We start from the raw sequence: 14,746 nt of genomic DNA, 5'->3' as shown, positions 1-14,746 counted from the left end.
TCTCCTGCGATTCGCGGAGCCGTGATACGGCGTCCTGCCCAGCCCCAGATGTTCCGGGAACCGGGCAAAAACATCATATCACGGTTTTCTCCGCATGAATACAGGAGATAAATGCTCGCTGCCCCGACATGCCTCTTCTTGTTTTCATTGACATGAAAACAAGAAGCTATGGGCGTTTACTGAGCTCCGTTGATGATTCCCTTCAGAGTTGCCTCATCCATACCATAAGCGGAATCAACGGTAACCTCGCCTGCGAGCAGCTTCTCTTTTGCATCCTCAACGGCTTTCTTTGCATCCTCAGATACTGCAGACTGATAAATATCGTTGTCAGCAAGGCCTACAACGCCGTCCTCGATACCAAGGATCTGGTACTCACCATACGGAAGTGTTCCATCAACTGCCTTCTCAACTGCATTGTAGATGCTGTCGCCAACGCCCTTGATCGCGGAAGAGATGATGAAGTTTGCCTCATCCTTGCCCTCGTAAGCAAGCGCCTGGTCGGAGTCAACGCCGATGCAGTACTTCTTGCTTTCTGCTGCTGCCTCGATAACACCTACGGATGCCGGACCTGCTGCTACGAATACAACGTCAGCGCCGTTGGAGTACTGAGTGATCGCAAGCTCTTTTGCTGTTGCGGAGTCAACATAGGAACCAACGTAGGAAACAAGTACCTTCACATCCGGATCTACGAACTGAGCGCCCTCGATAAAGCCTACTGCAGAGTCGTTGATAACGGCTGCTGTATCCTTTGCGCCTACAAAACCGATGACGTTTTCCTCGTTTGCGTATTCCATATCGGACTTTGTCGCACTTGCTGCAAGAACGCCTGCAAGGAATGCGCCCTCGTTCTGCTTGTAGCTCATGGAGTATACGTTGCTTAAATCACCAAGTGTGTAGTCAACATCTGTATCGAAGATGATGAACTTCTTCTCCGGAAACTCCTGAGCGACCTTCTCTGTGATCTCCTTCATATCCCAGAGACCTGTAATGATAAGGTCTGCATCGGACTCACAAGCGTCTAACATGGAACCTTCGAACTTTGTCTTGTCGCTGCCCATCTCGACCATGTTTACTTCAACCTTGTCGCCAAGCTCAGCCTCAAGCTTTTCCATACCGGCCTGTGCGGAGTCGTTGAATGCCTTATCGCCGAAGGAACCGGTAACAAGAAGTGTTACTTTTAACTTCTCGCCGTTTGTCTCAGCCTTTGCTGCCTCTGCAGTTGTCTCAGCAGCTGCTGCGGTTGTCTCGCCTGCTGCTGCAGTTGTCTCGGTCTTGCTCTCGCTTGCGCATCCGAACAGCATGGAAGCTGTCATAGCCATTGCAAGTGTGCTGCATAAGAATTTCTTTTTCATAATTAGTTGTTCTCCTTTTCGTAAAAAGTTGATTTATTCAAACTATCCAGAGTTTCCAGATAATTTTTCTTGTTCATCACCGGCTTGAACGCCTCTTTGATCTTCCACGCGGACGCACCGCCGTCGGATAAGAGATCTGCCACGGTATCTGCAAAATAATGAGCCGGGACACAGTATGCCTGCTCCGGATCCGCCGTCTTAAAATCTTTTCCGTGGATGCTGCCCTCAAATCCGGCAACACCGATCTCAACGATCGGCCACATAAGGGATAAGTCTCCCATATCTCCGGAAGCGAAGCCGTGGGTTCCCTGGGCGATCATGCTCTCGTCGATATAATCTAAAATGTGTTTCTTCACAAGCTCTGTCAGGTTCTCGTCCTGATGGAGCGGGAAATATCCCGGTGTATCCTGGATCTCAAGATCACAGTTGATCGCAAGTGCTCCGGCGCGGATCGCGCGGGTCACTTTCGCGTTTGTCTCAAAGATCGCCGGAACTGTCTTCGCCCGGACATACATCTCAAGCTGTGTTCTTCCCGGAACCGTATTGACGGACTGACCACCTTCCGGCACATAGAAATGGACGCGGATCGCGTCATCTGCTCGGAAAGTCTCTCTCAGAAAGTTGATCCCTGTCATGGCAAGGTTTACCGCGTTGAGCGCATTCACACCGCCTTCCGGGTTTGCGCCTGCGTGGGACGCCTTTCCTGTAAAGATTGCCCGCTTCATGATAAAGCCGTTTAAGCTGGAACCGATCTCCGCATGATACTTTGTCATATCGATCCCCATAGCGTGGCAGGATAACATGATGTCCACATCATCAAAGATGCCTGTTGCGATCATCTCCTGTTTTCCTGACGGGTGGGAGATCTTTCCTTCCTTAATAAGTTCCTTGCGGTAATCCATGTCGCAGAATTCCTCCGCCGGCGTCACGAGAAGTGTGACCTTTCCGCAGAGATCCTTTAACATACCGGATTCCCTGATGGCTAAAAATAAGCTCATCATAACGCCAAGCTGACCGTAGTGGCCGCAGGTATGAGCCGCGCAGCTGTCCTCACTGGCGTACGGATGTCCGAAGGTCGGAACCGCGTCGAATTCCGTGATCAGGCCGATATTCGGCCCCGGCTTTCCGGAATCTAAGACTGCCCGGATTCCCGTGTATGCGACATCTTCATGCGGAATCCCCGCCTTGTCGAGTGCCTCGATCGCCTTTTTTCTTGTTCTGAACTCCTTAAATCCAAGCTCCGGATGACAGTAAATATCTTCGCTCATTGCGATGATCTCCGGAAGGATCTGATCTAATGCTTCATGAACTGATTTCATGGTGTTTCCTCCTTCACTATACCTGTGCGGGCCGGATGCAGAGCCCTTCACGACAGTCTGCCTGAAATTCCTTAGAAGTCCCCATTACACAAAAAAGGTCTGCAAATGCAGACTTTTTTACGGGTTACTCAGGCAACTAATGAGTCAGTATAGTGCAGAAAATATCATAACGAGTTTTATGGGCAGATGTCAAGATTTTTCTTTGTTTTTTCTATGTTTTTCTATGTTTTTTCGGCAGCTTCAGACCATATTCCGTCTCTCAGAATAGAACGCGCCAACTCCGTAACCGGAATCGGCGCGTTCTGCATATCAGGTATATGAGAGGGATTTAGTAGATGATATTTACAAGTCCGGTTGAGCAAATCGGGATAAATGTAAGGATCAGAAGGCAGCCGAATAACAGTGCATAAAACGGAACGGCTTCCTTGATGAAATCCTTTGTGGAACACTTTGTAACACCGCAGGTTACAAACATTAATGTTCCCATCGGCGGTGTGAAAGCACCGATGGCGTTTGCGAAAATAAATACCATTGCGAAGTGAATCGGATCGATTCCGTATGCTGTCGCAGCCGGCGCAAATAACGGCACGAGAACAATCATGCTGGCATTTCCTTCTACGAACATGCCGACAAAGATCAGGAAGATATCAACAGCAACAAGGAAAATCCATTTATTATGGATCACAGAGATCATCCACTGGGTAAACATCTGCGGGATCATCTCTTTTGTGAGGATCCAGGAGAATGTGGATGCCGCAGCAACGATCAGCATGATGGATGACGTTGTCATAAGAGTCTCTTTTAAGCCCTGACGAATTTCATTCGGTCCCAACTCTCTGTAGCCGAATCCGAGGACAGCAGCATATACGATCGCAACAGCACCGGCCTCTGTGGCCGTAAATATACCGAGACGAACGCCGCCGATGATGATGATCGGAAGGCATAACGGGAGAATTGCCGGCTTAAAGGATGTCCAGAACATGGATCCTGTCATTTTCTCCTTGCGAAGCGGAAGATATCCGCGCTTCTTGGAGATCTTTGATACCATGAACATCATGATCGCGCAGAGGAGAATCCCCGGTCCGAAACCTGCGATAAACAATTTACCGATGGACACGTTCGCAATACATCCATAAAGGATCAGTCCGATTCCCGGCGGAATCAGCGGTGTGATCATGCTGGAGGCCGCGGTAACTACTGTGGAGAATGCGCGTCCGATTCCTTTTGCTTCCATCTCAGGAACAAGCATTTTAGCCTCCATCGCCGCATCCGCAAGCGCGGAACCGGAAAGTCCGCCCATCAATGTACTTAATAAGATATTTACCTGAGAAAGCCCACCGTACATTCTTCCGGTCAGTACGGAACAGAAGTCCATGATCCGTTTCGTAACGCCCGTGTAGTTCATCAGAACACCAGCACATACAAAGAACGGAATTGCGAGAAGTGTCACACTCTCGGATCCAGTGATCGCCTGCTGGGCAAATACCGCCGGATTGATTCCCGGAGTCATAATAAAATAAACGACTGAAGCTCCTAATACAGCCACGAATACCGGAATTTTCAAAAACAGCAGCACTAGGAGGATCAATGACATAATTCCAACAGATGAATTCATTACTTTTCCTCCTTTCCTTTGAAAAGTTCTTTTAACTCGTAATATTTTTCTTCCGTATAGCTGATCAGCATCAGCACAATGGAGGCTGGGGCAATCGCATAGATCCATGCATATGGGATCATAAGGATCGGGGTCTTACGGTTTGTACGCAGCATTACATTGATATAATCTTTGCTTCTAAATAAGAAATAAACAAGTACTGCATATACGATTACTGGAATCAGAAGTTCTATAATCTTGCGAATATTTTTCGGAAGTGCATCTACTAAAATCTCAATCGCCACATGGCTCTTTGTGCGGAACGCAGCTGGCGCTGCCAGGAATGTGATCCATACCATGCATGCAAGCTGAAACTCTTCCTCCCAGGTAAATGGCTGGCTGAAGATATAACGCATCGGCACACCGACAAATGTCACGCCGATCAAAACCGCCAGTACCAGAGATGCCACAGCGACTTCAATTCTGTCCAGAATATCCAGAATTTTTTTCATCGTTTATCACCATCCTTATCTATGGGAGCTACCGCAAGCGGTAGCCCCCTGACAGACTTTTTCTTACTGGATTGCAGCTTTTACGGTATCATACAGACCATCGCTCCATCCGAACTGAGAACCTTTTTCATAGAAGGAAAGGCTTGCTTCCTTCCACTGAGCTCTCTCATCGTCGGTAAGCTCTGTGAATGTTACACCAGCATCTTCCAGTTTCTTTTTGTAATCATCGTTGGCTGCTGCCTGAAGATCGTTGTTATAGAGACCAGCCTCCTCACATGTCTTGAATAACAGGTCCTGCTGCTCCTGTGTTAAGGTGTTGAGGTAATCTGTTCCGATACACCAGGTCGTGAAGTTTAAGATATGTCCTGTCATAAGGATGTTTTTCGTAACTTCCTGGAAACTCTGTCCGTATAATGTGGAAAGTGGGTTCTCAACGCCATCAAGAGTACCATTCTGTAAGGATGTATATACATCGCCAAGCGCCATCGGCACTGCAGTTGCTCCAAGCGCATTAAATCCCTCTACATATATCTGGCTGTTCGCAAGACGGATCTTTTTACCTTTGATATCTGCTGGTACAACGACTTTGTCTTTTGTCATAAGTTCACGCTCGCCGTATACCCAGTTGGATCCGAGAACAGTAAGTCCCTTATTCGCGAGTTTTCCGCACTGCTCTTTATACCAATCACTGTCAATCAGTTTCCAAACCTCATCCCAATCGTCAAAGAAGAATGGTCCATAGAGAATTCCAAGATCCGGTACACCGTAATCTGCATAGTACGCGCCATCTGCAATCGTGATAACATTCTCGCCCATAACCATCTGGTCGATCAGTTTACTCTTATTGCCGAGTGCACTGTTGGCGAATACCTTGAGTTCCATGGTTCCGTTACTTTCTTCTTTTAAGAGTTCAGCCCATTTCTCAACGGCCTGTCCGATCGGCTCTTCTGTTGTATTTTCAAAGCCGATATTGATCGTTACAACATCACCAGGTGCTGCCGACTCTGATGCTGCGGTTGTTCCTTCTGCTTTTGCTTCAGCTGCGGTTGTCTCTGCCGATGCTGCTGTTGTACTTGTGGATGCGCTGCTACCACAAGCGCTGAGTAACATAGATGCGCATACTGCTGCGGATACGGCCGCCATTGCTTTTTTCTTCATAAGTATATTCCTCCCATTTATAAATACATTTTTTGTTTCTTGGATCAAAACTGAAATTCAGCTTTTACGATCTCCCCATAGTTCCTATCCAGATCTTCAAATGCTTCCCCGGCATGATCTACGGAATATGTTCTGGAAATAAGTTTTGTGAGATCCACAAATCCTTCACGGACAAGCTTTAAAACTGACCGGAAATCATCGGAGGTTGCGCCCCTGGATCCGTACATATTTAACTCTTTTCTCTGAACTTCCAGGAAATTGAAATCTGCATTATGTTTTGCGACACCGATCACAACCATCTTACCGTGGCTTGCAACTGCCTTTACGCAGGCCAGAAAGGTGGACGAAGCACCGACTGCCTCTACGGTCGCGTCAAAACCGTCCCCGTTTGTGATCGTCTTAATAAATTCTTCCAGTTTTTCCGGACTGTCATTGACAAATCCACCATCAAGGCCAAAATCCTCAACTGCTTTCTTTACCTTTTCCTCAGCGATATCCGTGATGTAAGCTTTCGCCCCGTAGCTCTTTGCCGCTACACCTGCGAGGATTCCGATTGCTCCTGCACCAAAGATCAGTACCTTATCATCAGGTTTTAACTGTGCTCTGGAAACACCGTGATAGCTGATACAAAACGGTTCTACGAGAGCCAGTTCCTTCGAATCAATTCCTGTTCCATCAAACAATCGCTCCACCGGCATTGTAAAGTAGTCGCTGAACGCCCCTTCTCTCTGTACGCCCATGGTCTCGTTGTGGATACAGGCATTTACATATCCGCGCCTGCAGGAATAGCAGGTTCCGCAGTTGAAGTACGGGTTTCCGGTTACCAGCATTCCTTTTTTGATTCCATATGGATTCTCGCCAACCTCTACGACTTCCGCTGCGAATTCATGTCCGATGGTTCTCGGATAGCTGACGTATGCGGATTGTCCGCGATAGGAAGCGAGATCACTTCCGCAGATACCGCCGCAAACCATTTTTAACAGTACCTCTCCCTGTTTCGGGACCGGAACCTCTCTTTCTGCTGTGACAGCTTTCCAGGGTTCCGGAATGACGATTGCTCTCATTTTAAGATCACCTCTGATTATTTAACTTCTGTCATAAACTCATGTAAGAAGCGGAAGCCCCAGCCTTCACCCTCACGTGGGCGAGCGAAACCGTTGTCGATCACCATCGGATTATCGATGATCGCATCGATCCAGTCGAAGCTCTCTGCGCCGTATGGGTTCGCAACTGTGCAGAGGAGCGGAACATCGTAGTCTTTGTAATAGTGCGGAAGTACCGGGATGTTGTAAGCGTTTGCAAGTGCTGCGCTGTCTCTCCATGCCTCTACACCGCCAAGGCGGATCAGATCCGGCTGCCATAAGTCAAGGGCACGTCTTCCGATCAGCTCACGGAGAGCAACTGTGGAATACTCTCTCTCTCCCATCGCAAGACTGATCTTTGTCTTTGCATGGATCGTCGCGTATCCTTCAAAATCTGTATTTACCACCGGTTCCTCAAACCAGAAGATTCCGAGATGTTCCACATTGCTGATCAGCTTGATCGCGGACGGAACATCCATACCCTGATTTGCGTCCATCATGATCTTCATATTCGGGCCGGTCGCCTCTCTCACGAGGTTTAATCTGCGGATATCGCGCTCCATATCCGGGCTTCCTACTTTGATCTTAACTGCTGTAAATCCGCGTTTCTGGTAGTTTACTACCTCGTCAACAAGCTCTTCGTCGCTATAGCTGATCCATCCGCCGCTTCCGTATACCGGGATCGGTTTTCTATGGCAGCCAAACATGCGGTAGATCGGCTGTCCCATAGTTCTTGCCCATGCGTCCCACATTGCTACGTTTAATGTGGCGAGTGCCCATCTCTGAAGTCCTACGATTCCGAAGTATTCACTCTCGATCTCATAGTCTTTCTGGGCCTGTGCGGTCTCATATACATGATAATCTCTCTCAAGAACGAATTTCTTCATATCTTTTAAAGCGCCCTCGATTGCGTTCGGACTGTAGTGGAAGCTTAAAAGATAGCCCTGGCCGATCACTCCGCCTTTCGTCTCGACCTCGAGAACGTAGAAAGCAATCTTGCTGATATCATGTGTGGAATCTGCGATCGGATGACTCAGCTTGCTGACAGCCTGATAAATACGTATATCTTTAATGTGTGTTTCGTTTTCGTTCATTTTTTGCTTCCTCCTGTTATTTTACTGGCATGTTTTTTGGCTATGTGATATATCTAACTGTATATTACATCAATAGTTGATATATTTCAATGCTTTTTTTTGAATTTTATATTGCAATTTGTCACAAACTTATATATGCTTATTACAGCACATTTACCAAATGGGAGGATCATAATGGCAGAAGCATTGACAAATCAAGCATATGAATATCTCTATCAAAAGATCGTTTCCTGCGAATATCTGCCCGGTCAGGAATTAAATGAAAAGCAGTTGTTGGAGGAGACCTCTTTCGGAAGGACTCCGCTTCGTGAAGCACTACTCATGCTGCAGGCTGAAAATTTAATCGATATCTTTCCTCGAAAAGGTATGCGGATCACGCCTTTTACAGAGAAAAATATCGATGATCTTTATCAAACACGCAAACTGATCGAGCCGACAGTCTGCCGGAAATATCTTACAATGTATTCCAAAAACAAATTGCTGGAATTCCAGAAGCAGTTTGAAAAGGCGGAGAATGGTCCTGATTTCGATGAATTTAAGATTGATACCTCCTTCCATTCGTATCTGATTGACATTACAGAAAACAGCATTCTGATCAATATGTACCATTCTGTTATGGTCCAGCAGATGCGTCTTGCCATGTACGCTGCACTTAAAGATGACCGAAATCGCGTCGGGAACCTTGAACAGCACCGCGCAATCATTGATGCGCTCTTGAGGGAAAACGGAGAAGACGTACAGGATGCCATTATTCTGCATATCAATCACTCTTTAATCAAATCTCTAAAAATGATTAAAAACGAAGATTGACCGTTGTATATATGTCAAATAAAACAGATCTGGCACATATATGGAAAGACTGCTGTGATCCGCCTCTGTCCGGGGTTAGTGATCACAACAGCCTTTTTCATCCATGTATAATGTTGTTTCTATAAAATTTCGAACTTCTTAAACGCGTCCGTTGCGCTCATTCCGCCCTCGATGGCAGCGCGGACTTTCTTTTCTCCGGCCGCCTTTTCCAGCGCTTTTTCAATGCACTCTGTCGCTATTTCCTTTGGAATGATCAATACACCATCCATATCACCGAATACAATATCGCCGTCATGGATCGTCACCTGACCGATTTCAATCGCGCAGCGGAAGTCCACCACATTTGTCCGGATCGAAGAATCCTGCGCCCAGCGTCCTCTCGCAAAAACCGGAAAGTTCTGCGCAAGTACCTGCGGCGTATCTCTCGTGTAACCGTCAAGAACTGCTCCCACAGCCCCCCTCGTTCTCGCTGTCGCAGTGAGAAGTTCTCCCCAAAGCGCGCTGTTTCCCGCGCCGGTAGCAATATAGATCTCATCCTCCTTCAGCTGATCCAGAGCCTCTGTCAGAAGTCCGAACGGTTTTTTCTGCGCTTCATATACATTATGTTCCAGGATTGTACACGCTCTTCCGGCTAATTTCATGTCATCCTTTAACGGCATGATCTCCGGCGGCAGGAACTGATGATTATAACCCATTGTATCCAGAATATCGCCTACTACCGGAGTGTACAGTTTCTCTTTCATGAGCCCAAAAAGCTCTTTGTCATCGGTCCACATACTCATTGTGCATTTTCTCCTTTATTTTTAATATATTATTTGTATTATAGTGCAACTTGTGATATAATTCAATCATATTTTTAGGTATTGTGATATATCTATGATTCTATCAACCTTTTACCTCAGGAGAATGGCTATGATTATTACGAAATTTGAGACATGGTGGGTAACTCGTGACAAGTGTCTGTTCGATGAAAAACGTCAGGGCGGAGCAAAAATGGGCTGGGATGTTTTCGCAATTAAGCTGACTGCCGATGACGGCACAGAGGGGATTGCAACCTGTATGGCTGCCCGCAGCGGCGGTGTCACCGAAAGCTATCTTCATGACAGCATCGCCCCGATCCTGCTCGGGCGCGATCCCCATGACCGGGAAGCACTCTTCTATGAATTATGGAATGTGGATCGCCATGAAGCGTTCTTCCCGGTATTTCTTCCGGGACCGGTGGATGTAGCGCTCTGGGACATGTGCGCGAAGGCTACCGGTCTTCCGCTTTACAAGTACATCGGCGCTTACCGTACCAAACTTCCAGTGTATGCCAGCGGAAATTTCCATGCTATTGTACAGGAATATGTGGACGAAGCTCTCTACTACAAGAACAAAGGAATTTTAGGATACAAGGCTCATCCGGGCGGACCTGTCGAATTTGATATGAAGGTTCACGAGGCTGTACGGGAGGCTGTAGGGCCGGGTTACACTTTGATGAGTGATCCGGTAGGCGAATATACCTTAGATGATGCGGTACGCGTCGCAAGACAGTTAGAGCGTCTTGGTTACGAATGGTTCGAAGAGCCATTCCGCGATTTCGAACTCTACAAATACACGGAACTCTGCAAAACTGTCGATATTCCGATCGCGGCCACAGAGACAACCCGCGGCTGCCACTGGGGTGTTGCTCAAAGTGTTGCTCAGCATGCCGCCGATATCGTACGCGCGGATGTGAGCTGGAAGGATGGTGTCACCGGTACATTAAAGATCGCCCATATGGCCGACAGTTTCGGGTTAAACTGTGAGATCCATACAACGACTATGAACTACATGGATCTTGCCAATGTCCATGTAAGCTGCAGTATCAGAAACTGCAAATATTTTGAATACTTTGTTCCTGAGGACAATTACAGACTTCCGATGAAGGGAGATCTGCCGATCAGGGACGGCTATATCTATGTCCCGGATAAACCAGGCGTCGGTGCCGAGCTTGACTGGGATCTGATCAACGCAAACTGCCACAGCTATCGCTGTCAGAGTTTATAGTTACTGATTTTTCAGGAGGATCATCATCATGAAAGAATTAGAAGGACGCGTCGGCATCGTTACCGGCGGAAGCAGTGGAATCGGGTACGCGATTGCAAATGTACTGGCTGAAAATGGTGCTGCTGTATATGTTATCAGCCGCACCGGAAAAGTCAAAGACGGCATTGCGCCGTCCGCCCCGGGTGTCACACACCTCAAAGGTGACGTCACCGATTATGATGGGATGAAACGAATTGTGGATGAGATTGCCGGAAAGTCCGGCCTCGATTTTCTTGTAAATAACGCCGGTATTACAAAAAAAGCCCGGGCCGAGGTATTTCCGCTGGATGATTTTAAGCACATTCTTGATGTGGATGTGACAAGTCTGTTCGCTCTGAGCCAGATCTGCTACCCATATTTAAAAGAGAGTAAACACAAAGGACGTATCATCAACATCAGCAGCATGGCGGCACATCTCGGCTTCTCTGAGGTCGTTCCCTACTGCGTCAGCAAATCTGCCGTATGCGGCCTGACCCGCGGTCTTGCCGTTGAATGGGCAAATGACAACATCTGTGTCAACAGCATCGCCCCGGGCTGGTTCCCGAGCGAGATGAATAAACAGGTCATGACTCCCGAAAGAAAGGCTGCGATCCTTGGCAGAATGCCGGTTCACGCTTTCGGTGACACAAGAGATCTGGGTGCTATGGCGAAGTTTTTGATCAGCGACGGTGCTACATATATCACAGGACAGGATTTTGCAGTTGATGGCGGCGCACTGGCTTATGGATTCTAATTTTTCTCGGATAAGATAATAAAATTTATATTGGCAGGACTTTTTCCGGGCGCATTCTTTGTATACACGTCTCCGCAAAAGGCCCTGCCTTTTGAAAAACGCGCACCGCATTCTCGTTACTTCAGTGATGAGTTAGGTGCGCTATTTATTTACAATAGCATCGAACATATGTTTACATGATGAGTTCCATATGGTATAATATCCATATGGATATCCATATGGAAAAAGATATATTTACTATTAAAGAAAATTCTCTTTCGTATGGTAGAGGATATGTGTACTCGCTTCAATATCATCTGGTCTGATGCACGAAATACCGGAAGAAAGTTCTGGCCAATGGTGTAGATCAGGAGTGCAAAGAAATGTTGCAGGAAATCGCACAAGAATATCAATTTCGGCTCCTTGCGATGGAAGTAATGCCGGACCATATCCACCTGTTACTGGATTGTAAACCGCAGTTCTTTATTTCGGATATGATCAAGATCATGAAAGGAAATCTTGCGAGACAGTTGTTTCTTGTACATCCGGAACTGAAAAGGGAACTGTGGGGCGGACATCTCTGGAACCCATCTTACTGTGCTGTGACCGTCAGTGACCGAAGCCGGGAACAGATCATGGCTTATATCGAAGGACAGAAAGAAAAAGAGAACAGAAAGTAGAGGAAACTTATGCAGGTCGTATCCAGCTATGGCGCAGAAATTAAAAATAAGAATATCCCGATCCGCCATACGCTGGCGCTTTACCGGGAGGCGGTCCGCTGTCTGACGGAGATATATGAGACTGTATGGACAGAGTTATCCATGATCGATCAGATAAAACGGAGATTTAACGAGGCGGAACATCTGGTACATGAAACAAAGAAGAATCATGCAAGATTTGACTTCGATGCCCGTTTCCCGAAAATGCCGTCATATCTGAGAAGAGCGGCGATCCAGCATGCGCTCGGGAGTGTTTCCTCGTACCATACAAGGTTGGAACAGTGGAAAAATGGAGCGCTTTCCGGAAAACCGAAGCTTGTATATGAAAACCATGCGATGCCGGTATTTTATCGGAATGTCATGTACAAACCAGGAGAAGAGAGTGAAGATGCGGCCTGTCTGAAACTTTATGATGGCCATGACTGGAAATGGTTCCGCACAGGTCTGCTTCATACGGATGTGGAGTACCTGCGCAGGCACTGGTCCGGAAAAAAGTCTTCTGCTCCGGTTTTGGAAAAACGACATCAGAAATATTTTCTCCGCTTTTCTTATACGGAAGAAGTTACATTATCAAAAACACCTGTAAAGGATCAGCTCATCTGCAGTGTGGATCTCGGGATCAATACGGATGCAGTCTGCAGTATCATGCGGTCAGACGGAACTGTCCTGGACCGGAAATTTATCAATTTCCCCAGTGAAAAAGACCGGCTGTCCCATGTACTCGGAAGGATCCGGAGATTCCAGAAGGAACACGGTTCCAAGCAGATCGGAAGCCGATGGGCGTATGCGAAACGTCTGAATACAGAACTTGCCAGAAAGACTGCCCGTTCGATCGCAGAATATGCTCATGAGAATCATGCGGATGTGATCGTGTTTGAGTACCTGGAAATGAAGGGAAAGATTTCAGGAAAGAAACGACAGAAACTGCATCTTTGGAAGAAACGGGAGATCCAGACTATGTGTGAACACAAAGCACACCGGTATGGGATCCGTGTGTCCCGTGTCTGCGCATGGAATACCAGTCGCCTGGCGTATGATGGAAGCGGACCGGTCAGCCGTGATCCGAAGAACCACAGCCTGTGTGTTTTCCAATCTGGAAAACAGTATAACTGTGATCTGTCAGCATCCTACAATATCGGAGCGAGATACTGGATCCGGGAAATCATAAAAACCTTACCGGAAACGGAAAGGTCTTCACTGGAGGCAAAAGTACCTGCGGTGAAGCGCAGAACCTCATGCGTTTATGCAGACCTGCTCATCATTCAGAATGAGTATGGATGTTCGAAAGCTGCATAAACACAGGCAGATATCCGGAGGACTACCTGTTATGTGGAACCCAGCCGTATCCGGCATGGAAGATGCGCATATCTGCGCAGTTCTAAGTTTCAGGCGTATCCGCCGATATCCGGTCTTGCCGTTTAAAACGGCTGAGAAGCACGTGACTTTAGTCATGTGAGGTTCACAAAGAAAAATCTGCGGTCAATTTCTCTCTCGAGTTATCTGACCACAGATTTTTTAGAGGATGTATCGTATAGTTTTTATGAAATACCTTATTTATATTTTCCAGCTTACATGAATCTGGAAACCGCCTTGCGGATCTGCGGACCCGCGATGATCGCAATGATGATCTTCGCTGTGTCGCCCGGAAGATACGGGATAACGCCGATGCCGAGAGCTGCCACGAAGCTCATTCCGAGCTGTCCCGCAAGCCATGCGGTTCCGAAGATATAGCAGATCGCCATTCCGATGATCATTCCGACTACATGCATGTAGATCTTTGCCGGAAACTTCTCAACGAAGAAGCCTGCGATCGCTGCCAGAAAGATAAATCCGATCAGGTAGCCGCCGGTCGGTCCGAGAAGCTTACCGACACCGCCACTAAATCCGGAGAATACCGGAAGTCCTACTGTTCCTAAGAGCAGGTATAATACATAGCTCGCTACGGAAAGCTTCATTCCGAGAATATACGCCATAAAGAAGATGACAAGGTTTGTCAGGCTGATCGGTACCGGGCTGATCGGAATCGGAAGTGCCATCGGTGCCAGGATACAGGTAATCGCTGTCATAAGTGCTGTCACCGTCATCTGCGCGGTGGACATGTGTTTTGCTGTTGTCTTTTCCATCTTTGTTTTCCTCCCAACATCCATCATTTCTGCCGCCGGATCTTAAATTCTATCGTTCTTAAATTCTACATTCCGGTACGCATATCACAAAATGGAATTGTTCTGATCGATTCTTTTCCTATCATACGCAGATTCCGTGCATTTGTCAACCCGCTTTTATTATTTGGTTTACATTTTTCCCCTTTTCTTTTTTGCCTATAATCT

The 14,746-nt window shown here is 47.2% G+C and carries 13 protein-coding genes and 1 pseudogene; 5 read left to right on the top strand and 9 right to left on the bottom strand.

Features of this window, described 5'->3' with window-relative positions:
* Positions 1-176 precede the first annotated feature (176 nt).
* The 7 genes from GPK83_RS02930 to GPK83_RS02900 all read right to left on the bottom strand — a co-directional run bounded on the left by GPK83_RS02930 (position 177) and on the right by GPK83_RS02900 (position 8,111).
* The gene (locus GPK83_RS02930) at positions 177-1,352 is read right to left on the bottom strand and encodes a BMP family ABC transporter substrate-binding protein (protein WP_117514727.1); all 1,176 of its coding nucleotides are present in this window, start codon (positions 1,350-1,352) and stop codon (positions 177-179) included.
* 2 nt (positions 1,353-1,354) lie between these two features.
* A complete protein-coding gene (locus GPK83_RS02925; protein ID WP_215703961.1) occupies positions 1,355-2,671 on the bottom strand; it encodes an amidohydrolase in 1,317 nt (438 codons plus the stop codon).
* Between the two features lie 328 nt (positions 2,672-2,999).
* On the bottom strand, positions 3,000-4,286 hold the full coding sequence (locus tag GPK83_RS02920; protein ID WP_215703960.1) for a TRAP transporter large permease: 1,287 nt from the start codon (positions 4,284-4,286) through the stop codon (positions 3,000-3,002).
* On the bottom strand, positions 4,286-4,777 hold the full coding sequence (locus GPK83_RS02915; protein WP_117503703.1) for a TRAP transporter small permease: 492 nt from the start codon (positions 4,775-4,777) through the stop codon (positions 4,286-4,288). Before GPK83_RS02915 ends, GPK83_RS02920 begins: the two co-directional genes overlap by 1 nt.
* A 63-nt stretch (positions 4,778-4,840) precedes the next feature.
* Positions 4,841-5,935: a C4-dicarboxylate TRAP transporter substrate-binding protein gene (locus GPK83_RS02910; RefSeq protein ID WP_120041041.1), complete on the bottom strand. Its 1,095-nt coding sequence runs from the start codon at positions 5,933-5,935 to the stop codon at positions 4,841-4,843.
* Between the two features lie 44 nt (positions 5,936-5,979).
* Positions 5,980-6,999 carry an alcohol dehydrogenase catalytic domain-containing protein gene (locus GPK83_RS02905; RefSeq protein WP_120041039.1) on the bottom strand — a complete coding sequence of 340 codons (1,020 nt, stop codon included), beginning with the start codon at positions 6,997-6,999 and terminating at the stop codon, positions 5,980-5,982.
* A gap of 17 nt (positions 7,000-7,016) precedes the next feature.
* Complete coding sequence (locus GPK83_RS02900) at positions 7,017-8,111, bottom strand: mandelate racemase/muconate lactonizing enzyme family protein (protein ID WP_117503700.1); 1,095 nt, start codon at positions 8,109-8,111, stop codon at positions 7,017-7,019.
* A gap of 99 nt (positions 8,112-8,210) precedes the next feature.
* Between GPK83_RS02900 and GPK83_RS02895 the strand changes: the two genes are divergently transcribed.
* On the top strand, positions 8,211-8,921 hold the full coding sequence (locus tag GPK83_RS02895) for a GntR family transcriptional regulator (RefSeq protein ID WP_252196212.1): 711 nt from the start codon (positions 8,211-8,213) through the stop codon (positions 8,919-8,921).
* Between the two features lie 119 nt (positions 8,922-9,040).
* On the opposite strand, the gene GPK83_RS02890 is transcribed toward GPK83_RS02895, so the two are convergent.
* Positions 9,041-9,703 (bottom strand): RraA family protein, encoded by a 663-nt coding sequence (locus GPK83_RS02890; protein ID WP_117503698.1) that lies wholly within the window; start codon positions 9,701-9,703, stop codon positions 9,041-9,043.
* Positions 9,704-9,833: 130 nt separating this feature from the next.
* Here GPK83_RS02890 and GPK83_RS02885 point away from each other — a divergent pair, with 130 nt between their 5' ends.
* The 4 genes and pseudogenes from GPK83_RS02885 (at position 9,834) to GPK83_RS02870 (ending at position 13,715) form a co-directional block, all read left to right on the top strand.
* Positions 9,834-10,949 carry an enolase C-terminal domain-like protein gene (locus GPK83_RS02885; protein WP_215703959.1) on the top strand — a complete coding sequence of 372 codons (1,116 nt, stop codon included), beginning with the start codon at positions 9,834-9,836 and terminating at the stop codon, positions 10,947-10,949.
* Positions 10,950-10,977: 28 nt separating this feature from the next.
* On the top strand, positions 10,978-11,721 hold the full coding sequence (locus GPK83_RS02880; RefSeq protein ID WP_215703958.1) for an SDR family oxidoreductase: 744 nt from the start codon (positions 10,978-10,980) through the stop codon (positions 11,719-11,721).
* Positions 11,722-11,939: 218 nt separating this feature from the next.
* Positions 11,940-12,380: pseudogene (gene tnpA / locus GPK83_RS02875) on the top strand (IS200/IS605 family transposase).
* A 9-nt stretch (positions 12,381-12,389) separates the two neighbouring features.
* Positions 12,390-13,715, top strand: coding sequence for an IS200/IS605 family accessory protein TnpB-related protein (locus GPK83_RS02870; protein WP_215703957.1), 1,326 nt, complete (start codon positions 12,390-12,392; stop codon positions 13,713-13,715).
* Positions 13,716-13,987: 272 nt separating this feature from the next.
* Here the strand turns inward: GPK83_RS02870 and GPK83_RS02865 are convergent, their stop codons facing one another.
* Positions 13,988-14,542: a biotin transporter BioY gene (locus GPK83_RS02865; RefSeq protein ID WP_117470503.1), complete on the bottom strand. Its 555-nt coding sequence runs from the start codon at positions 14,540-14,542 to the stop codon at positions 13,988-13,990.
* Positions 14,543-14,746 lie beyond the last annotated feature (204 nt).

Source organism: Clostridium sp. MCC328, from assembly GCF_018785465.1.
GTDB classification, from domain to species: domain Bacteria; phylum Bacillota; class Clostridia; order Lachnospirales; family Lachnospiraceae; genus Pilosibacter; species Pilosibacter fragilis.
The sequence above is the reverse complement of the archived record's forward strand: the minus strand, read 5'-3'. Positions and strand labels throughout refer to the sequence as shown.